This window comes from Ignatzschineria sp. 22MB058224, assembly GCF_058188435.1.
This window is the reverse complement of record NZ_CP187366.1, coordinates 556,482-576,347: the sequence shown is the minus strand read 5'-3', so window position 1 is coordinate 576,347 and position 19,866 is coordinate 556,482. Positions and strand designations below refer to the sequence as shown.

Here is a 19,866-nt window from a genome sequence, read left to right as displayed (position 1 = left end):
CGATAACTATGATGATACTGACTAAGGCTAATAATGCGGTGATCGTTATGATGAAACCTACGATCGTTTCTTTAAAGGTTGGTGGTTTGTTCTCTTGCTCCCAGTTGTTGGGAAATCCAAAAAGGTCCTCTTTATCGATCATTGTCCTGAACTCCGCATAAATACATAACAACGAACGGCTTTCTCGGCATATCGTGAATAGACGTTTTTATTATCGACAAATTTGTAGCGTTTAGAGTGCGGTAATAGTTTTCGAAGCTGTGCGATATCGCCCAATGCAGATCCTCGATTTCTTGCAATCTCGGCGATTTCATTGAGATTAATGGCAATAAGATCTTGATTCGTACTGTGGTTCACTTTGGCAGCGGTGTTATTTTCGAGGAACTCATAAAGTTGCCAGAACTCAAACACATCTTCTGGATCTTGGTCGAGATCTTGCTCACGCTCTTTGGTGATTTTTAGGATGTAATCTTTTGTTTGTTGTTTAAAGACATCATTAATATTGAGTAATTTGCAGAGCGAATCGAGCATTGCAAGCAATGTTGCATGATTGTCTGCAAGTCGTGTTGTGTTAATACCGTCAATATTCATAATTTCATTATGATATTGATCGTACACATTGGCATGATGTTCAAGGATCGCTTGCTCATTCGAAATTGCATGGAGCAAAATGCCCGATACATCTTCTACTCCTAAACTATTTAGGCGTTTTGATGCCAATCGCCCTGCTTCATTATGATGCTCTCTTGTCATGTGCAGATAGATGAAACGTCCGAGAATAGCTTTTTCACCGTATATTTTACGGTTTTGCGAAACGATCAATGATCCGTAGAAAGGCTCATCACTCGTTTCATTACCGGAGTTCATGACCCCCGTTGCTCGTGGTGAGATACCATTGAAGAGCTGTTTCGCTTCACTTAACCAAACAGCTTGTCCCTGTTTTGCGTCCTTTTCATCACCTTGCCCCTCTAAGTAAACAGTCGGCATATTGGAGAATTGGCGCAATGTACGCATTCTTGCAACTTTAGTTGAAGTTACAGGATTAATCCCTTCGTAGTTTTCACGGCCCATGAGCAACCAACAGAAATCGAGCACCGAAGTTTTCCCCGATCCTGCTTCACCTGTGAATTCCAAGAACGGAAAAGATTTAAACTTCTCCCGAATTTGTACCGCAAAGAGCGAGCCAAAGAAGTACGTTAAAACGATTAAACCTTGCGGACCAAATGCGCTTAAAAAATCTTGTGTCCAAGTGTTTCGATATTCTAGTTCTGGCGCAAACCGTGCAACATTAAGCGTTGATTTAATGCTATAACCATCAATTGTGAAATAATCTTCTTCATTTTTCTCATACACTTTGCCATTTTTAACGGCAAATGTTGGATAGATATAGGCTTTGGCTTCCGGACAATAACCGACGTAATCAATCGTATTAACAGTTGTAATATCGAAAGTTTTATCATCATAGATTTTACCGAGCTGTTTCGGCGTTCCATCGAAGTTTGCACCCGGTAATGTATCGATAATTCTCGCACCAAATTCCGATGCTGACTTAATATGACGGCCGCTAAATGTTCCCATAGTTGATCCACGATGATTACTGATTTTGACGTAATATTGCGTTTCATCAGTAACGATCGACTTCTCTGCATAGAGAAAGTCGATAATGCATGTTGCAATCGGAAATACCGAACCACTTTTGGTAAATGCCTGTTCGCGAATCTCCTCGAGCTCTTCCTCTCGTAGTTCGGTCACATCGCCAGCACCTGTTGCTAGTAGTTTTTCTTCCGTTAAATCTGATTCTGCTTTTCGTAATGCTTCCATATTGATATCGCACCAATATGTTTTGTGGCCATGTTCCAACCAAAATCCCTGACTACCGCCATTTCTCGCCCACATAATTAAGGCTTTCTTGCTCGGCGTTTTTGCGATTTCAAGCGCTCCGTAATATTTATAAGTACGGATATCATCAGCGGTTAAGCGCTTTTTAATATGCTTATCATTCCAATCATCATTTGAATTGGTGAGTGCCGCGCGGACTTTAAAACCAAGCTCTTCGACTTGCTTTGCCATTTTCCGCATGCCAACTCTGCCGGCCTTATTACTATCTAACGCAATAACAACGGTCGCGAATGGATTATCCTGATAGATAGCTTCCAAAGTCTTTTTCGGGAAGTTATGACATGTCATTGCCGAGATCGCATTGATCCCATTTTGCTGAAGTGCTAAAGCATCAAAGATTCCTTCAACGATCCATATCTCTTCTGCTTTAGGATCAAACTCTGGCGAAGTCCAACCAAATCCCTTATAAGGACAATCTTTTGAGAAAAGTGCTTTTGGGAGATCGATATCCTCAATAATCCGTTCCCAATAACCACCATTTGGAAGAGCAAATCGAACAGTTGCCGAGCTCTTCTTATTATTATGATTAAATGCAGTTGCTTGTTCAAACTCACCGCAACGTGTCGTGTTTAGCCCACGCTCTTCTTGCAAATAAGTTTTAGCAATGATCTTTGGATCTGCTGATTCTATTTTTAACGCTCGTTCAGTAACGGTCGTAAAAAGCTCGGGATGTAGCTCTCTTACAGATTGCTTATAACCGCAGTTCGATTCACGATCACATTGAATCGTCCAAGGGTCATTCGCAAATGCCCAAAGCTCACGTTTACCACATCCTGGGCAAACACCATATTTATAGCGTTCGCCCCCACCTTGCGGCCGCATATGATATTGGTTCGTTAAAACCGATATCACATTGCGACGTGTTGTTTCATCCATCTTTTTCATTACGCTGCCTCATTTAAGAATTTCACAGTTAAAGAAGCGACTTTACGACGCAATCTGTTAAGTTCTTTTTGCAGTGCATAGAGTTCGATTTTGCTCCACCAACCATTTTTTTGACGGCGGCGGATGTTGAGTTCATCTTGAAAGTAACGAATGCGACGATTCACTTGCAATACATCACTATGCGCTGTTGCATAATTAAGAAGTTCATCTAAATCAAAGATGTTTTGACGTACTAATGATGAAAAATTAAGTGTTTGTAATAGCTTTTGCATGTCGAATCCTTTAGAATAGTTTTGTTGGCGAGCCGATCTGCCAAGATGTGTAAGGCTCGCAGTGGCGACTTCTTCGGAAGTCGTTTTTTATTTAGAAGAATAGAAACTTAAATCCGTTGAGCTTGCGAGAATATCTGTGGAATGGATATCGCTTGATTTCAGTGATCTTGAGTTTTAACTCTTTGCTCATTTTCGGATGAAAGTTCGCGACCATATTTGCTCTTCGCTTTGTTGGTGCTTCGACCACCGCAATTGTTTCTAAGCCTTCATCGGTGATCTTCTGATATTTAAAAGTCTTTTTGATGGGCATCATGCTCTTACTCCTCGTTTTAGATCTTTCACTTGTTCTGTTAAGTCTTTAATGATTGCTGCTTGTTTCACTGATTCGATATTTGCGAGTTTGATTTGATATTCGCGCTCTATCTCAATCCAGCGTTGTGCAAGCGAATACGGGATTTCCATCCCTGAAATTGCCGATTTCTCGGCGACTTGCTTCATCTCTTGTTGCATTGCATTCCTCCGCTCCGATATTTGAATGAGTGTTGCCATTACTTGTTCTCCTTTTTTAAGGTTAAAAAAATCCCTGCAACCGAAATTGCATTTTTTCTAACTGTTGATGTTGATTGAATTAAGCGAGTTTAAATGTTGCTATTTGTACGATCTCTTCGATTGATTTGATGTACATATTGCAATGTTTGCAGTAGTAAGTTTTCTCTCGGGTCTTTGGGGAAATTCGCCGGCTGTAGATCATTCGTGCCGTATTCCCACACATGTGGCAATTAAGCCTACTTCTGCGATCTTTGCTGTTCATCTCTCAACCCTTTATCAATATAAAATCGAGTTTGTGCAGATAAGCTACGCTCTGACTGCTCAGCCATCGTTTTTAAATTTTCAAGGGTTTTCGGCTCTAGATGAATACTTACTTGAATATATTTTCTCGTATTATTCTTTTTCATTATTTAAAAATCCTCTATACAAGGATGAAATACAAAGGCTTTCCTTATATACTGACAAGGGTTTAATAGGTTCTTTAAGGGTTATACAAACTCTTAGAGTCTATTTAAGTGTTTAACTGTATCAAATATATCAACGAAAACGGTGATAATCAACCACTAAATTCATATTCGTTGATTGACGAGGTTTTTTATGCTCAATGATTTTGCTAAAAGAATTAAAGAAATTCGTACTTCCATGAACCTAACTATGGGGGAGTTTGGCGACTTAGGTGATGTTAGTGCAACAACTCAAGGAGCTTATGAACGAGAAAATGAAGAAGATAGACGATATCCAGATGTTAAATATCTACTAAACCTCAAAAAAAATGGCGTTGATATTCATTACCTTTTAACAGGTGAAAAAACTCCTGAAAATTTAATTTCAGCAAAAGCAATGGAAATAGTTAATGCCTATGAAAATGCTGATGAAGATCACAAAGCTGCTTTTGAATCAATCGCTAAAGCAAGTCTACACAAACCAAAAGGGCGAATCGACAAAAAGAAAGATGATCAAGATCCGCCAAAATCAAGAAGTTCAAATAATGTTTCTAATATTAAGGCAGCTGGCTCTATAGGTGATATTACTGTAGATAGCAATAAAAATAATATTACTAAGTATGAATACTACAACGTCAAGGCCCCAACTCTAGAAGAAAAAGCGGAGTTTGATGAAAAGAAAAGAGTAGCAGAGGAAAAAAGAAATAATGAAATAAAAGGCATCTCTAAGAAGGCTATTACTATTGCTAACTTTTGTAAACAATTCTTATTGCTAGGAGCCATCCTCTTATCTGTTTGGGCTATAAAAGAAATAGGACCCATTCCAACTACTGAAAACCATTTAGAATTCGTTCTATTACTTTTAATTGTAAATTTTGTACCAATTGCCGTTTCTCTAAAACTCTATAAAATTTTCGCAAAAATGATCGATATAGAGTTAATCGCATATATAGAAAGAAATCAGCAAAAAATTCTTGAACGAAAACTACAGTTTTACTGATTTCAGAAGATATGCATCACTAATAAAATAATAATTACCCCTAAAGGAAAGTCATGAGTACCAATGCCATTTCATTTACATATCGAAATTTGAGGGATGATGTCAACTACTTTACAGTAGGCGTTCACAGAGCTTTTAAGTATCAGTTTTAGAGAAGTACAAATGTCAAAATATAGACCTGAACTTGATGGCTTGAGAGCCTTTGCTGTCATTGCTGTATTCATTTATCATGCAGAATTAACCTGGAAAGGATTTCCCATCCTCTCAGGGGGATTTCTCGGTGTCGATATTTTCTTTGTTCTATCAGGATTTCTTATTACGGGAATTTTATTAGAGAAAAATATCCCTATCTTATCGTTTTATAAATCTCGTATAGACCGCATTTATCCCGCGTTATTGTTAATGCTGTTTTTAACCTGTTTTGCCGCATATGCCTTTTTATCTCCTAAAAGCTTATTGACTTATATCGATTCTTTAAAAGGTGCATTAGGGTTTTATTCCAATTATATTTTTATGAATGAAGATGCATATATTTCTGATGCCAGTAAATACAAGCCATTAATACATACATGGACATTAGGAATCGAATGGCAATTTTACATGATATTTCCCTTTATAATTTACTATATTAAAAAGTATTTTATAAAAAAATGTAACTTGATATTCGCTGTTCTATTTAGCCTTTCATTCGTTTATTGCTTGTATTTAATGAGTATAGACAGTACCGAGGCGTTTTATTCAACACCTTCGCGAATTTGGGAATTATTTGCTGGTAGTCTTACATATACCGTATCAAAACAATTTTCTGAAAAAAATTATGGTAAGTATCTATCGCTACTTGGTTTAGCATTACTGATTTACTCAATTATCTTTTTTAAAGATACAGATCATATACCTGGTCTGATTAGCTTATTAGCTATTATGGGCACTAGTTTATTTATACTCTTCACACAAAAAGGCACAATTGTTTATAGAGTATTGTCATATAAATATGTTGTATTCCTAGGCATAATTTCATATTCATTATATTTATATCATCAGCCTATTTTAGTTTTCTACAGGGTAACTTTCGCTGAAGTTAATGGAAAATCCTTTGTCCTGTTATTTTTAATAACCCTTGTTATAGCTGTATGCTCATATTATTTTGTTGAAAATCCAATCCGTCGTAGTCAAAAAAAATCAAAATACATTATTTTGGCTTTAATTTTTATAGTCATTGGTTCATTTATTAATGGAGCATTAAATACTGGTGGGTACTCTAAAAGACAACCAGAAGAGATAAGGGATATTATGACCTTTTTTAATGAGCCAGAATATAGAGCATTAACAGATGAAAATGGGAATTCATGTAGTTCGAGAAATCCAGAGAATGCGTGTTTTTTCAATAAAAACACGAAGGAACTAATTGTAGTAGGTGACTCTTTTGCTGGAGTTTTTACAAGAGCTTTAAAGGAACAACATATCTCTTTACGCATCTTTCAATATGAACAATGCCCACTCATGTCAATGCCTATATGGTTTGGTGATAAACAAAATTGTTGGGAAATAAATAAACAAAGATGGATGGAATTCGAAAAAATGCCTCCAGCGAATGTTCTTATTGGCACAAATTTTTATTTTTTTGGAGCAGCAAAACAGTCAGTGAATAATTTAAAAGATGGAGATTCCAATATCCAAGACATAGTTCCTAAAGAAACTGTAATGAATAGCTTCCGAAAAAGTATAGAAAAACTCTTAAGTCTAGGACATCACCCGATAATTATTTTACAACCGCCAATCCCACAACAAGATGTTGCTTTAGAACTCCAAAAAAAGGTTAATCATGGCAATTTAACATTCCAAAACGAATTTAATGCTATATCGACCCAAGATATTGATAACGAAATTATCACCTTATTAGATAGGCTCGATGTAAAGTTTATTAGTCTAAACAATAAAATGTGTCTCAATCAAAATGAATGTATGACGATTAGTGAAGCTGGAGGACTATACAACGGCGGATCTCATCTATCATATTTTGGGGCTAATTTATTTATTGAACAAATACTAAACGACTTAAAAGAATAATTATGAAATTAATTTATAAAGGATTTTATGAATGAATAATATTAGCAAAGTCATCGCAAAACAAGAGCGCGCAATCATGCCCTACTATCGCGATGATGAATATTTAGAAGGCTATTGTCTTGATAGAGAAGAAAAACGGACTTTTAGAATAGATAGAATCGCAAGGTTTACTGGGAACAGTGAAACTATTTTTGATGAGATGGATTGATAATAAAAGAGGATGAATTTCTTCACTTTTTAGAGATTAGTAAAGTTCAGACGAAACTATAAAAGAAAATTAATAGATTTAAAAGGCTATATAAGATGTCAGAAAAAAACCTAGATATAAATAATTTAAATTTTAATATATCAACAACTGAAAGTGACGTAGAACAAAAGTTTATTACCCCTCTTCTAACTTCTAGCGAACCCTATGGTTTAAATTTATCTACTACTAACTTTTTAACCAAAACTAATATCAATCGGTATCCTATAGGCAAAGGGCAATCAGAAAAAATTTATTATCCTGATTATATTTTAGTTAATCGCGGATTTCCCATGGCCATCATTGAAGCAAAAAAGCCATCTGATTTAAATCTAGATGAAGCCTATAGAGAAGCAAGGTTATACGCTCATGAAGTTAATGATAAGTTTCCAAAAGAATTAAACCCTGTTAAGTTTCTTTTAGCAACAAATGGAATTAGTTTGCAATTTGGTGAAGTTGGCTCCAGTACACCATTAATTAAATGTAAAGTACAAGAATTAATATGTGGGTCAAAATACTTAGTTATGCTATCCGACAGTATGGGTATTGAAGGGCTAGAAAAGCATTTCAATACTATTTCTAAAACTTTAGTACCTCCATTTATAAAAAAACCTAGAATGGTTTTAGGAGGCAAAGCTTTTCAGGAAAAAGAAATTAAAAAAAACCCATTAGGGGAAACTATAAGCGATACATATCAATGGATATTTAATCCCGACAATAAAATACATCGTCAATATATAGTCAGTAATGGATACATATCTACTGATTTAAATAAAAGAAATAGATATGAAGTTGATCAACTAGTAAGGTTATCCAGTTCTGCTAGTGAATTAATATCTCAAGAGATACAAAGGACTGATAGACCTGTTGAAATATATAAAGCTCTCTCAGAACACGCATATAATCAAATAATTTTATTAATCGGTAAAGTCGGTGTTGGAAAATCAACTTTTATTGATTATTTACAGTATACAAATACTATTCCTGAACCTATTCAGGATAAATTAATATGGGTCAGATTAAATCTCAATAATGCTCCTTTAGAAAAAGAGAAAATTTATAGTTGGATCCAACAAGAAATAATTAATAATCTACAAGAGCAATTTAAAGATGAATTTGATTTCGAAAGTCTTGATTTTTTACTAAAACTATACTCAGTTGAAATTAATAGTTATAAACGAGGCAGAGGTTCTATTTTTCCAGAAGACTCCGAGCAATATAAAATAGGTTTAGCCGATAAGCTACAGGAATGCGAAAATAATCTAGAACAAACTCTAAAATGCTATATAAGATATTTAGCAAATGAAAGAGCTAAGTCGGTAATAATTGTCTTTGATAATTGTGATAAGAAAAATAAAGACTCTCAATTATTAATGTTTGAAGTAGCAAACTGGGCAAAAGATACTTTAAAATCAATTGTTTTTTTACCTTTACGTGATGAGACTTATGATAATTACAAAGATCAAAAGCCTTTAGATACAGCGATAAAACAATATAGTTTCAGAATAGAAGCCCCTAGATTTCAAACAGTTTTAACAAGAAGAGTACAACTAGCATTAGATCTAATATCAAAAGAAAATAATGACCCAAAGCCCCAACAAAGTAAAATTAGATTAAAAAATGATATGTATGTCATGTTTGATCCTAATAATGATGGGTCAACTTATCTACTATCTATGTTGAATTCAGTCCTCAATAATGAAAATTCCATTAGAAGACTACTAACGGGACTATCCGGAGGTAATATAAGAATAGCTTTAGAAATGTTTCTTAACTTTTGTAGTAGTGGGCACATTCCTAATGAAGAAATAATTAAAATAAGAAAGTCATCAGACAGTTATACAATGCCTGGGCATATTGCAGTTAGGGCATTAATGAGAGGAAATCGTCGATATTATATAAGTAAATTTTCTCATATAAAAAATCTCCTCGATGCTGAAATGGATGAGAAAGATATACCTGTCTACTTAATACGTTTATGTATACTTCGCTGGTTAAAAATGATGGTACGGAGTGATGTAAAACGAAGTGCAAAAAAAGGCTACTTCACTGTTGAAGAACTACTAAACACACTTGGGCAATTTGGATTTCAACAGGACCCTATCATTAATCAAATTGGTTATCTAGGTAAAGCAATGTGCATTACAACAGAAGATTTTGAATATGAAAATATTAATTTATATACAAATATAAAGCTAGCTCCAGCGGGGTATGCACACCTAGAATTATTAGAAAATGATATAACCTATTTAGCCACAATCGCGGAAGATACTAGAATTACTGATGAAAATCTTGTTAATGATATAAAAGGACTTATAGTAGACCCTGAGCAAAGCTTTAGACTGCCTGAAGTATACTACATTGCTTCAAAATTTATAGAATACATCGATGATATTGTTCAAAAAATGTTAAGTAACTATCGCACATACTCTAAACTGGAGCAATTAGAAATCCTAATTTCCATGGAAAAACCAAAGGCAACTATCGAAAGATTTAAAAACTTATTCACTAACGATGAGTCTATAAAATGGATTGAATTCTGTAATGAATACCCAGTTGGCACAAAATTAAAAGGAACTATAAAAAATATAGTTCCTCATTTAGGTATATTTGTCACTCTTAATACAGATAATAAATTTTTAATCGATGGACTAATTCATAATTCTAAAATCTCTACTCATAATTATTCTTTAGGGGAAATAATATGTGTAACCATTGATCACCACGATCCACATATTAAAGATAAAGTTCGTCTTAATTTTGCTAATTGATCCAAATTAGCCCATACACAATAAGTATTAGGGTAATGCAAGAAAATAATAAAAGCAAACTTCTAAGGATATATTTTAACATCCCCCGTCAGCTCCGTAACCAATCCATTGCCACTGGTTAATTTATGCGTTACGGTAACGACCACCCAATTAAGTATTTCAATATCTGACTTATAGCCCGTGAGTTTTAGCGGGCTTTCTGCTGTGAGTTCGGGATTTCCTCGTGCGAATTTTACATTGATACTGGCGCTGTTGCGTTGGATCCGTTGTAGCTCTTTTTCGGCGGCGATTGTTGCGGCTGTTTCACTCTCGTAAATAGTGCGTAGTCGATAGAGCCGCTCTTCTTCACCGATGATGATGCTCTTTCGCTTGGCTTCCCCTTGTAGTAAATAGCGTGCTTCAACACCGGTATATTGGTCACGATCATTGATCGCATAATTATGCTGATCCCCGTCCGATCGATCCTGATGAATCACCGGCATCGTTTGTCCACTTGCGGTCTTCCCCGCTCCACGTTCTAAGAAAAGCAATTTACCCATTTTGATGGTAGCCACAGCATCATACTCTTCGGCAAGACGCGTAAGAAGATTCGCATCGGATTCATCCGCTTGCTGTTTTGAAGTAATCATTATCGATTTTAAGCTCTCCGCAATGACAAATTCGTAGTCGTATTTCCCAGCGATTGTTTCGATCAATTTTTCAAGCGTCATCTCTTCGTAGAGTGCGCTTTTACGCTCGATAAAATCTTTCTTAAAGTCGGCAGAATGTGCGCCAATCGTAATCACATCAGGCGGACCTGAATGTGCCACAGCATCGACAATAAACTTCCCCTTATCCACGAGGTTCATCCCAAAGCCAAGCTTTAAATGGATCTCGGCTTTACGCTCTGGCAATAGAATATTCCCTGCTGAATCATCAACTGTAATTTGAAGCGTATCAGCCTCAAACCCCCGGTTCTCTGTAAGTTGAATACTCATAATATGATTATTCAAAAACGGTGCAGAAGCGTTATTGATCGTTAAAAAGTAATTAGGACGATTATCAAAAATCTCTAAAGCATCCTTTATCATGATAGTAACCCCGCCATTCCAAGTGCAATTTGCGAGTAGTCGATCTTGTCGTCACCCACTCGTTTAAAAGTGGCCGTATAGTCAATAATCTTTGGTCGGCCATCTGCTAGGTGATGTTTTCCACCCTCTTCTAAGTCGGTAAGCACATAGAATCCATGCGCTAAGCCGTTGCCCTCAATTAACGGATATGGTAAACCTGAATCTGCTTGCGCCCGTAACAATTGCAGCGTTGTTCGCCCACCCGTCACAATCGGTGCGAGCTTCCCGGGGATAATGATTGTTTCATCGCCAATCCCGATAAATTGATTACTAGCACGCCGGCCAATACGTTCATTTTGCACATGTCGATAGTTGGATGTTTTATTCAGCTCGCTATAAATTAATGAATTAGAGCGAAAGAGCACAAAGCCCCAGATTAATTGTGTCATCGTAGATCTCCTATTAAACCGCTACTGTGGAGCGCATTCACTGTTTCCGAAGCGATTACCGCTGCCGATGCGTTTGATTTTGTCTCAACATTGATTGTGAGATTGTTGGTACGGTTATCATTGCTAACAGGCTGTGCTGGCGTTAATGATGCACCGCCGAAAAACTCCTGTACGCTTGATGTTGCACTATTCCATTTATCACCGACCCAACCGCTCACCTCTTTAATCCATTCGGGCGTTTCAAATGAGAAAAATTCCGCGACCTTTGTGATCAGTGTATTGATCAACCCCAAGATCGAATCAAAGAGATCGATCACGGGTTGCATTGCAACCTTAACGCCTTTCCATGAGTCCGCGAATATCTTGCCGACATTTCCGATGTTATCCCATATATACTTAATCCCCGCAATAATGAGGTTAAATCCTTTAAGTAACAGCGACGCTGCTTTTTCCGTAACAGTAAAGAATGCTTCAAACAAAGGTCCTACAACGGGTAGATCGATTAAAAAGTTTTTCACCTTTTCATGTATGCCGGCAAGCCATTCAATCGCCGCTTTTATATATTTACTAGGTGCATCTAAAAATGATTTGAAGAAGCCCCAAATTGACCCTTCATAACTAATCATATTCATAAATCCACTAATAACATCGCCAATCCATTCGATCACAGGTTTAATTACCGCACCAACTGGTGCCCAAATCGCAACTAACCAGCCTTTAATTGTTCCCCATTTTGTGCCTAACCATTCAAATGCTTTGAAAATGAGTTTAATCAATTCCCATACAAGACGAATAGGCGCTGATGCGATCTCAAACATTACTTTTAAAAGTGGGCCAATAACGGGAATATCCCCGATGAAATTCACGATTGTTTCATACAAACCATCGAGAAAATCAATGGCTTTGTTTATATAGGTCATCGGAGCTGTGAAAAAGGTTTTGAAGAATTCCCAAATCTCATCCTTAAAGTAGATTAATGCCACAATCGCGGCAATTATTGCACCGATAATGAATACAATAGGATTGGCCATAACAACCATATTAAACACACCCATTGCCATTGAAAGAGCGCCGAGTCCGCCAATAATCCCGGTAATAATTGCACCGGCTTTTAATAAGCCACTGGCTAACTTTGGATTCTCCTTAATCCAGTTGCTCGTTGATTGCACTATTTTGGTGATTGATTGAATTATTTTCCGCATTGGACCACCTTCTAGCCCTGACAGAGCAATCTGTACCGATTCGATAGCCGACATTAAACCAACCCAATCGCCTTTGAGATTGTCGGACATTGTTTTAGCAACTTTAGATGATTCCCCTTGGGAGTTGTTCGCCGCTTCAATAACCTTTAGCAGCTCTTCAAAACTATTTTTATCAACAAAAGCAGCAAATGCTGAACCTGCTTCTTCCCCTGCGATTGCCTTGAGATATCCGAGCTTATCTGCATTCCCCATATCTGCTGTTGCTTTCATGATATCCGCCAAAATATCGGGCATGGATCTAAAGTTCCCAAGTGTGTCTTTCGTACTAACTTGCAACTCTTCTAATGCTTTTTTAGCGCCTGCAGGTGGAGCTGCTAGGCGAGATTGTAGCGCACGCATTGCCGTACCCGCTTGTGTTCCTTGAATACCAACATTCCCAAGAATCCCCGCCATCGCGGTTGCATCTTCTAGCGGAATCTTTAATTCCCGAGCAACAGGCCCAACATATTTCATCGTATCGCCGAGCATCTCAATGCTTGTATTTGTACGAGTAAAAACACTAACAAGAATATCGGCGACTTTATCCATTTCTGATGGATCTAAGCCAAAAGCAGACAGAATATTTGAGCCAATATCAGCCGCACGTCCAACATCAACATCCCCTGCTTTTGCAAGATCGAGCGTAGATGGTAATGCATCCATAATTGCTTCTGGTGTAAAACCAGCCATCGCATAAAATGCTTGTGCGTCTGCTGCTTGCGTTGCACTTGCCCAAGTCGTTGCACCGAGATACTCTGCTTGTTCTCGTAACTTTGCAAACATCGGATCATTTTTATCAAGACGAGTAAGCGCTTGAACCTTGCTCATCTGCTCATCGAAATCAAAGCCTGGTTGCATGAACTTCGCGCCTGCATATGTTAAACCTGTTGCCGTGGCAACTTTGATTGCACCCGAACGAAATTGATCTTTCCCACGTGATAAAGCTGCTTGACGTTTATGAATGATGGCCATCTCTTCATTCATTTTCGTTTTACGCACATCAATGGCTTTGTTGGTGTTATTGATCTGCTGTAAAAGCTCTTGCTCTGCTTGTATTAATTCTCTTGATACAGGTTTTCCAATAGATGCCAACCGTTTCTGTTCTTTCTGCACATCTTTCAAAGCACTTTGAGTGGCATTTAAAACGGTATTTAATTGCCCCATATCTTGCTTAAAGCCTGTTTTTGTCATTCCCATCTGCTTTTGGATGCCACGCAACGGCGCTGTCATCTTGTCGATTGCAGTGAGTACGACTTTTAACTCTAAATTCTTCGCCATATCTTTTACCTATAAAAAAAGAGAGCCGGCTTGGTGTGGGTTGGCTCTCTTCATTATTGATTGTGCTTTTCACGCTCTTCGCGGATCCGCTCGTTATGTTCTATGGCTTTAAAATGCCATAAGAACAACTCCGAAACATAAAGCTGCATCATGCTTTTGTAATCCATAAATGGAAACGTTAAGCCGATACCAATCGTTATATCCTCCACATAGAGTGAATCGTTTAAGCCACCTTCACTTTTGTTCCGCCCGCTTCGATGCTCTCTAAAATAGTGTTCATTTGCTTCGGAAATAAAAACCCCAAGATCACATTGCCAAGTGAACTTACATCCGAGATAGAAAGACGAGCTAAATTATCAGCGTGAATATCTGTGATTCGCTCTAATAGTTTGATAACTGTATCGCCTTCACTCATTTGTAATTGCGTAATCGAAATTCCGCGTAAATCTGCGGCAATTGGTTCACGAACAGAGATCTCTTTAAACTCTTTATCGGCAATGGTTAAAGGTTGGTTTAAACCTACGGTGATTGTTTTAATCTTTTTCATAATTGATTCCTAATTCGATATTTAATTATTGATGTGAACTGTTCGGGATTCCCGAACAGTTCGAGTTAATTTACATACGACCCAGCGCTGCATTCTCTTCTGCTTTAAGATCTACACCGTTCACAACGAGTATATTTTCAAGCACTCTCTCTTCGTAGATCGAAGTTCCATTGACAATATATTCCGCCGTTACCGCTTTGAATGTAACTGTTCCGCCCATCGCTTCACCTTTCTTCAGCGCATCGGATTCAGTACCAAAACGACCGGTAAAATTGGCCGTGAAAGAAATCTTGTCGCAAGTGCCGGGATCTTCGATAAACCCTTTTAATTGCAATGTTGTACTTGCCAATCCGCACCCTTGCGGGACAAGCAGATCAAAGTTGATGCCCTTGGTGGCGATCTCTAACTCCATCGAGTTTTCAAAGCCAACAGGGATATCAACCGGACGGCTGAATACACCTGTTTCGAGTGTTTCATACTTCATCGTTGTAGAGGGTAATTTCACCGTTTCTACTTCACGACCGATGGAATCACCATCAATATAAAGATCAAAGTTCTTTAGGACTTTTGGAAAATTCTGACTCATCATTCGCCCCTTACACTAATTGCTTAATAAATTCATCGGTTAATACAAGTTCAATGCCCGGAGATTGAGCCGGTGGCACTGGCGTTACTTTCAACAGCCAATCTGGTCGGCCTTCCATCAGATCATTTGTGCCGTTCTTATCCGGATGAAGATCGACATAACCACCAATGATTCTGCCGGCGCGCTGATGTTCAGCTAAGCGATTGTTATAGCGCATTGCGAACTCTTCGAGTAATGTTCGCGTCATCGGCTTATCTTGCACTGTATCTTTCAGCATTTGCGCCGCTTCTTCACCCAAGAAATTCATCGTGCGAGTATAAACTTCAAAGATATGAGATGAATCAGATGCGTGACAAGAATGGTTTCCCCAAACCTTGATTCCACCATCATCACGAACCAGCACAGATATTTTCTTCTCATTGAGTGAATTCGCTTCAGTTCCGGCTGGATTGATCGGTTGGAATGTCACTTCTTTGGTTGTTCCGGTGGCTTGCGATAAGAAGTTATTAGAAATCGAACGATGCCAACCCACTTCCACATCGAGCTTTGCACGCAATCCCGCAACTTGTGCAGATACATATTGCTCCGCTTCTGCTTCCAAATCCTGATCGTATGCGATGGGATTGTTGTAGATAATCATCAGGTTATCCGATACAACCTTATCCGCGAGTTTTAAAGCATCTTGCACGCTCTTCTGATCTTCAATAGAGCAGTAAGTAAAACCAAGATACTTCTCTGCAAGCGCTGCAAGCTTCAAGCGAACGACTTCCACCACGTCATATTGCGGGCAAATAAAGATCTTCGGTTGCATGCCTGTTTGCGCTTTCGCAAGCTCCAAGAGCTCTAAGCCGGTGCGTTTGCCATCATCAGTCACTTTCCCCATGATGTTTGGGATCGTTGATTCAAGATCCTCACCTTCTTCAACTCGAACCACAACAGTCGGCGTGATCGCTTCTTTACTAATATTGAGTAACGTACTGCGCAAAGTCCCTTTTTTACCTGCTTTTGCAATTGCAGTATCAAAGTTTGTAACCAATACACACTGATTGAGCGGAAACATCTCTGTATCTGCATCATCAGCAGTGACCACAACACCGATCACTGATGTTGAAATTGTCGGTGTTCTTGTCCAGCCAGACTTATTAAACGTCTGCCGAACTCCATGTTGAAATGCTGTACTCATTACTTCGTCTCCTTCTTAACTGTTGCGGATTTCTCTGCCGCTTTGGCTTGCAGATATCCTGCATCTAGCCATTTTTTCGCATCGCTACCGGTGTAAGTTTCACCCTTGGTGAATCGGCGGTTACCGATTCTGAACTCTCTAACTACAATCATGCTTGCTCTCCCTCTGCTGCTGTAATTGCTCTGTAAAGCTCGGTTGATTCATCAATCAACTGATCAAGCTCTTGCTCTTCTAATTCTGTACGTTGTTTTATGCGCTCAAGACGTGTGATCTTTTTCTCAATCGCGTCGTAACTGTCTTTTAGCTGTTGAAGCTCACGGGCTTTTTCGAGTGCTTCTTCTTCTGCAAGAAGCGTTTCATCAATAATCCAGCCCTGATAAGTCCATTTGCCGCCTCGTGGACGGTGATCGCGAAACTGAATGAATTGCGCATCAGTCATCTCAACGAGATTTTTAAAATCATCATTGAATACTTGCGCATCTTCGATTGATTCATAACCGAATACTTCGTTTGTTTTTTTGTTTGTGTAGTGTTTCATGATCTACTCCTATCTTAATTCAGACCAATAGCTGATATTTCCTGACCCTAATACATATCGATAAGTTGAACCAACAGGCACTAAAGTAGACATGTATGGGGCATAACCGACCCCTGTTAAATCTGCAACCACAATGCCATCTACCTGTAGCTGCCGAGTTCCTCCTCCTCCATCTCTTACAGAGATATAGATCGGCTTGCCTGTATTATTTACATAATTAGTATTGGCACTTCTTTGATTTTTTACATTCTGCCAACGTTGACTCACCCCTATTTGTTGGTTTGCAGGGATATCACTTGTAAGAGCTAATGTTCCAGACTTATTGGGAAATGTTTGATTAAAAGTACCTTTACCATTTCCATCATAGTGATACATTCTTACAGCATCGCCATTGCTATCGAGTGCCAAATATTTTGATAAAACACCATTGCTTCGTTGGAACATATATCCAGACCATTGAGAATTACTCTTATTTACAACGTTACCTAGAAAAAGATTGTCTGTGTTATTTCTCTTTTTATTAACCTCACTCATACGAGCAATATTTCCAGTACCTGTTGTTGCTTGCGGTGACCATTTTGAATTTGCAAGATTGTAAGCACTATCTGCTCTCGTTTGTGCTTGCACTGCTTTCGAATCTGCTGTTGCTGCCGCACTTATTGCTTGATTTGCAGTTGTTTGTGCTGCATTCGCTTTATCATTTGCCGTATTTGCTGTCTTCTGCGCTGTTGATGCTGCACGATTCACATCGTTCACGGCTTTAATCGTTGCAACTTGATCTGTTCGATCAGATAGTGTTGATGTTGCGTTCATCGTTGCTGATGTGCCTAAGCCGAGATTATCTCGAGCGATTGCGACGTTTGCGACATCTTTTAGGTTTTGTGCTTTGGCGAGTTTTGTATCTGCTTTCTTATCGACGGCATTGACTTTGTCGATTGTGAATTGCATCGTACAAGCGAGATCCAAAAAAGGATTATTGTCGTTCGGTTGGTTCGCTTCATGCGTCGGTTGTCCGCCAAGTACAGGGTGTAATTCGTCAATAATTCGGAGCTTACCGAGTTTGTTTTCTGATTTAATCAGCTTTGTATCGAGAAACAGATCTTCTTTGCGTTCTGTATCAATCATTACATGCCTCCATATAAATATTTGCCGTTGTGTAACGCTCGGCGATTATGTAGTAATGCTCGCTCGTAGCGTACAGCTCGTAATTTGTTTCGCGCTGGTGCGGTGTAATACAAGAGATTGACTGCGTTCTTGTATTGCGCAAGTGTGAGATGATTCTCAAATTGCACATCGTATTCAGCCCAATGTTCTGAATTTTCCGTAATTGTGATCTCGCCGAGTCCTGCCGATCTAATCACTCTGCGAATCGATTCGAGCGTGCCTTTCTTTCGGTTGACCGTTGGTGCTGCGGCGATTACATCGCGTTTTTTCTGCTCTGGCCAATCATGCTGAAAGTCATCCACATCGAGCGACCATGCAAGCCACGGAAGAAGTTCTTTCGGGCAGAGATGCGGATTCCAAATCCATTGGAATTTAAATCCTTCAGGCGGTCGATTGGCGAAAAATCCGGTCTGCTCAAGATCTTTTTCAAACTTCGTTGAGGTATTGGGTAGAAGCGTCTGCATTACTCTTCCTCCGCTTTTTCAGTGACTTTGACTGAGTTGATCATGATGTAAGATGACTGATCGATATCGACATCACCCATCGGCTTCACAATCTCAATATTTTGTATGCCAGGGATCCGTGCTGTTGCGTGAATCAAGTTGTATGTGAGCGAGTCACCGAATGTCATGCGCTCGTTCAACTTCAACAATGCTTCTTGCACATTTTTCGCGACTTCTTCTTTTGCGTAACCGTTGTAATATGTTGCGATTAGCTCAATATCAACTTTCACTAATGTCGCTTTCTTCACAATCACAATGTCATTGAGCGGACGCTTATCTTCCGCGCTAAGATACTCTTTGACTTGCTTCAGTAGTCCGGCACTTGCTTGGCCGTTATTCTCTTTTGATCGAATCACAACATGCACTTCACCGGGCGTTGGCGTTGGTAAAAGCACTGATGATTCTTTTACCTCTTCACTCGCTTCGAGTGCTAAACGCTCATAAGCTGACTTTGGTCCCGCCGTCTGTTCGAGTCTGTCAGCGGTTTGCGCTCTGTATCGTAAGCTCTCATCATCTTCCCAAATTGCCGGAATTGGTGGATTTGCTTTATCGTCTGCCGGCTGAATCAATCTGCGATAGATCAAGACGTTTGCTGCAATCGCATCGAGGTTATCGCCCGTTGCATACTTCAAAAGCGTCTGCTTCAGGTCTTCGTTATATTCGTTATTGCGAATCATGCGATCGTAAGCCCAAGATTCGAATACCTTCTTGACCGGATCGCTCTCAAGCACAACTTCGTTATATTCAGGTTCACGAGCGACAAAATCAGCGATGATCTCTGCAAGAATCTGTTCAAAGTCGATCGTCTTGTAAATCGTCGGCTCTGGTAGATCAACAATGTATTTACTCTCTTGAAATCTCATTGATAAAATCCTCGGTTAAACTGCAAAACTTCATTACTATTTTTTTTCACTGCTTCAAGCTCAAATGTGGGCTTGCCCGGTGTGTCGATGTTGATGTTGATTCTTCGCACCTCAACACGAGGTTCAAATTCTGCATACGCGATCATCAAGCTACTCATCAGCATCATTCGGTATTCATCATTCATCGGCGCATCGATCTTCGGAACTAACAGCGTTCCGTAGTTACGGCGCATTACGCGTGTACCTTTGGCTGTGAGTGCAATATCGAGCATTGATTGGATGATGTGTTCATCTTCTGTAATCGTATGTCCTGTAATTCTGCTAATCATTGCTAA

The 19,866-nt window shown here is 38.8% G+C and carries 22 protein-coding genes; 4 read left to right on the top strand and 18 right to left on the bottom strand.

All coding sequences use genetic code 11. The features are described 5' to 3' along the window. Nucleotides 1–138: 138 nt before the first annotated feature. The 5 genes from ACPF7B_RS02300 to ACPF7B_RS02280 form a co-directional block, all read right to left on the bottom strand. Entirely contained in the window at nt 139–2,784 is a 2,646-nt protein-coding gene (locus ACPF7B_RS02300) for a toprim domain-containing protein (RefSeq protein WP_490506025.1), read from the bottom strand. Further along, nucleotides 2,784–3,056, bottom strand: a complete 273-nt coding sequence (locus ACPF7B_RS02295; protein WP_490506024.1) for a hypothetical protein — start codon at nt 3,054–3,056, stop codon at nt 2,784–2,786. Before ACPF7B_RS02295 ends, ACPF7B_RS02300 begins: the two co-directional genes overlap by 1 nt. A gap of 91 nt (nt 3,057–3,147) precedes the next feature. Next, nucleotides 3,148–3,369 (bottom strand): hypothetical protein, encoded by a 222-nt coding sequence (locus tag ACPF7B_RS02290; protein WP_490506023.1) that lies wholly within the window; start codon nt 3,367–3,369, stop codon nt 3,148–3,150. Further along, nucleotides 3,366–3,605, bottom strand: a complete 240-nt coding sequence (locus tag ACPF7B_RS02285; RefSeq protein ID WP_490506022.1) for a hypothetical protein — start codon at nt 3,603–3,605, stop codon at nt 3,366–3,368. Before ACPF7B_RS02285 ends, ACPF7B_RS02290 begins: the two co-directional genes overlap by 4 nt. Before the next feature lie 236 nt (nt 3,606–3,841). Next, complete coding sequence (locus ACPF7B_RS02280) at nt 3,842–4,012, bottom strand: hypothetical protein (protein WP_490506021.1); 171 nt, start codon at nt 4,010–4,012, stop codon at nt 3,842–3,844. A 190-nt stretch (nt 4,013–4,202) separates the two neighbouring features. Between ACPF7B_RS02280 and ACPF7B_RS02275 the strand changes: the two genes are divergently transcribed. The 4 genes from ACPF7B_RS02275 to ACPF7B_RS02260 all read left to right on the top strand — a co-directional run bounded on the left by ACPF7B_RS02275 (nt 4,203) and on the right by ACPF7B_RS02260 (nt 10,130). Continuing rightward, the gene (locus ACPF7B_RS02275) at nt 4,203–5,048 is read left to right on the top strand and encodes a helix-turn-helix domain-containing protein (protein ID WP_490506020.1); all 846 of its coding nucleotides are present in this window, start codon (nt 4,203–4,205) and stop codon (nt 5,046–5,048) included. A 162-nt stretch (nt 5,049–5,210) separates the two neighbouring features. Then, nucleotides 5,211–7,115, top strand: coding sequence for an acyltransferase family protein (locus ACPF7B_RS02270; protein WP_490506019.1), 1,905 nt, complete (start codon nt 5,211–5,213; stop codon nt 7,113–7,115). A 31-nt stretch (nt 7,116–7,146) separates the two neighbouring features. Beyond that, entirely contained in the window at nt 7,147–7,323 is a 177-nt protein-coding gene (locus ACPF7B_RS02265; RefSeq protein WP_490506018.1) for a WYL domain-containing protein, read from the top strand. A gap of 95 nt (nt 7,324–7,418) precedes the next feature. Beyond that, entirely contained in the window at nt 7,419–10,130 is a 2,712-nt protein-coding gene (locus tag ACPF7B_RS02260; RefSeq protein WP_490506017.1) for a type I restriction endonuclease, read from the top strand. Nucleotides 10,131–10,192: 62 nt separating this feature from the next. On the opposite strand, the gene ACPF7B_RS02255 is transcribed toward ACPF7B_RS02260, so the two are convergent. The 13 genes from ACPF7B_RS02255 to ACPF7B_RS02195 all read right to left on the bottom strand — a co-directional run bounded on the left by ACPF7B_RS02255 (nt 10,193) and on the right by ACPF7B_RS02195 (nt 19,860). Further along, nucleotides 10,193–11,200 carry a contractile injection system protein, VgrG/Pvc8 family gene (locus ACPF7B_RS02255; protein WP_490506016.1) on the bottom strand — a complete coding sequence of 336 codons (1,008 nt, stop codon included), beginning with the start codon at nt 11,198–11,200 and terminating at the stop codon, nt 10,193–10,195. Then, entirely contained in the window at nt 11,197–11,628 is a 432-nt protein-coding gene (locus ACPF7B_RS02250) for a phage tail protein (protein ID WP_490506015.1), read from the bottom strand. Before ACPF7B_RS02250 ends, ACPF7B_RS02255 begins: the two co-directional genes overlap by 4 nt. Then, a complete protein-coding gene (locus ACPF7B_RS02245) occupies nt 11,625–14,147 on the bottom strand; it encodes a phage tail tape measure protein (protein ID WP_490506014.1) in 2,523 nt (840 codons plus the stop codon). The genes ACPF7B_RS02250 and ACPF7B_RS02245 overlap by 4 nt, the downstream gene beginning before the upstream one ends. Before the next feature lie 53 nt (nt 14,148–14,200). Then, on the bottom strand, nt 14,201–14,356 hold the full coding sequence (locus ACPF7B_RS02240; RefSeq protein WP_490506013.1) for a hypothetical protein: 156 nt from the start codon (nt 14,354–14,356) through the stop codon (nt 14,201–14,203). A 14-nt stretch (nt 14,357–14,370) separates the two neighbouring features. Beyond that, complete coding sequence (locus ACPF7B_RS02235; RefSeq protein WP_490506012.1) at nt 14,371–14,694, bottom strand: phage tail assembly protein; 324 nt, start codon at nt 14,692–14,694, stop codon at nt 14,371–14,373. A gap of 70 nt (nt 14,695–14,764) precedes the next feature. Then, nucleotides 14,765–15,283, bottom strand: a complete 519-nt coding sequence (locus ACPF7B_RS02230) for a phage major tail tube protein (protein ID WP_490506011.1) — start codon at nt 15,281–15,283, stop codon at nt 14,765–14,767. A gap of 7 nt (nt 15,284–15,290) precedes the next feature. Then, nucleotides 15,291–16,463 (bottom strand): phage tail sheath subtilisin-like domain-containing protein, encoded by a 1,173-nt coding sequence (locus ACPF7B_RS02225; RefSeq protein WP_490506010.1) that lies wholly within the window; start codon nt 16,461–16,463, stop codon nt 15,291–15,293. Then, entirely contained in the window at nt 16,463–16,615 is a 153-nt protein-coding gene (locus ACPF7B_RS02220) for a hypothetical protein (protein WP_490506009.1), read from the bottom strand. Before ACPF7B_RS02220 ends, ACPF7B_RS02225 begins: the two co-directional genes overlap by 1 nt. Next, nucleotides 16,612–17,001 carry a hypothetical protein gene (locus ACPF7B_RS02215; protein WP_490506008.1) on the bottom strand — a complete coding sequence of 130 codons (390 nt, stop codon included), beginning with the start codon at nt 16,999–17,001 and terminating at the stop codon, nt 16,612–16,614. The genes ACPF7B_RS02220 and ACPF7B_RS02215 overlap by 4 nt, the downstream gene beginning before the upstream one ends. Nucleotides 17,002–17,010: 9 nt before the next feature. Next, a complete protein-coding gene (locus tag ACPF7B_RS02210; RefSeq protein WP_490506007.1) occupies nt 17,011–18,126 on the bottom strand; it encodes a hypothetical protein in 1,116 nt (371 codons plus the stop codon). Further along, a complete protein-coding gene (locus tag ACPF7B_RS02205) occupies nt 18,126–18,629 on the bottom strand; it encodes a phage tail protein I (protein WP_490506006.1) in 504 nt (167 codons plus the stop codon). Before ACPF7B_RS02205 ends, ACPF7B_RS02210 begins: the two co-directional genes overlap by 1 nt. Then, on the bottom strand, nt 18,629–19,531 hold the full coding sequence (locus tag ACPF7B_RS02200) for a baseplate assembly protein (RefSeq protein WP_490506005.1): 903 nt from the start codon (nt 19,529–19,531) through the stop codon (nt 18,629–18,631). The genes ACPF7B_RS02205 and ACPF7B_RS02200 overlap by 1 nt, the downstream gene beginning before the upstream one ends. Next, nucleotides 19,528–19,860 (bottom strand): GPW/gp25 family protein, encoded by a 333-nt coding sequence (locus tag ACPF7B_RS02195; RefSeq protein WP_490506004.1) that lies wholly within the window; start codon nt 19,858–19,860, stop codon nt 19,528–19,530. Before ACPF7B_RS02195 ends, ACPF7B_RS02200 begins: the two co-directional genes overlap by 4 nt. Nucleotides 19,861–19,866: the final 6 nt, after the last annotated feature.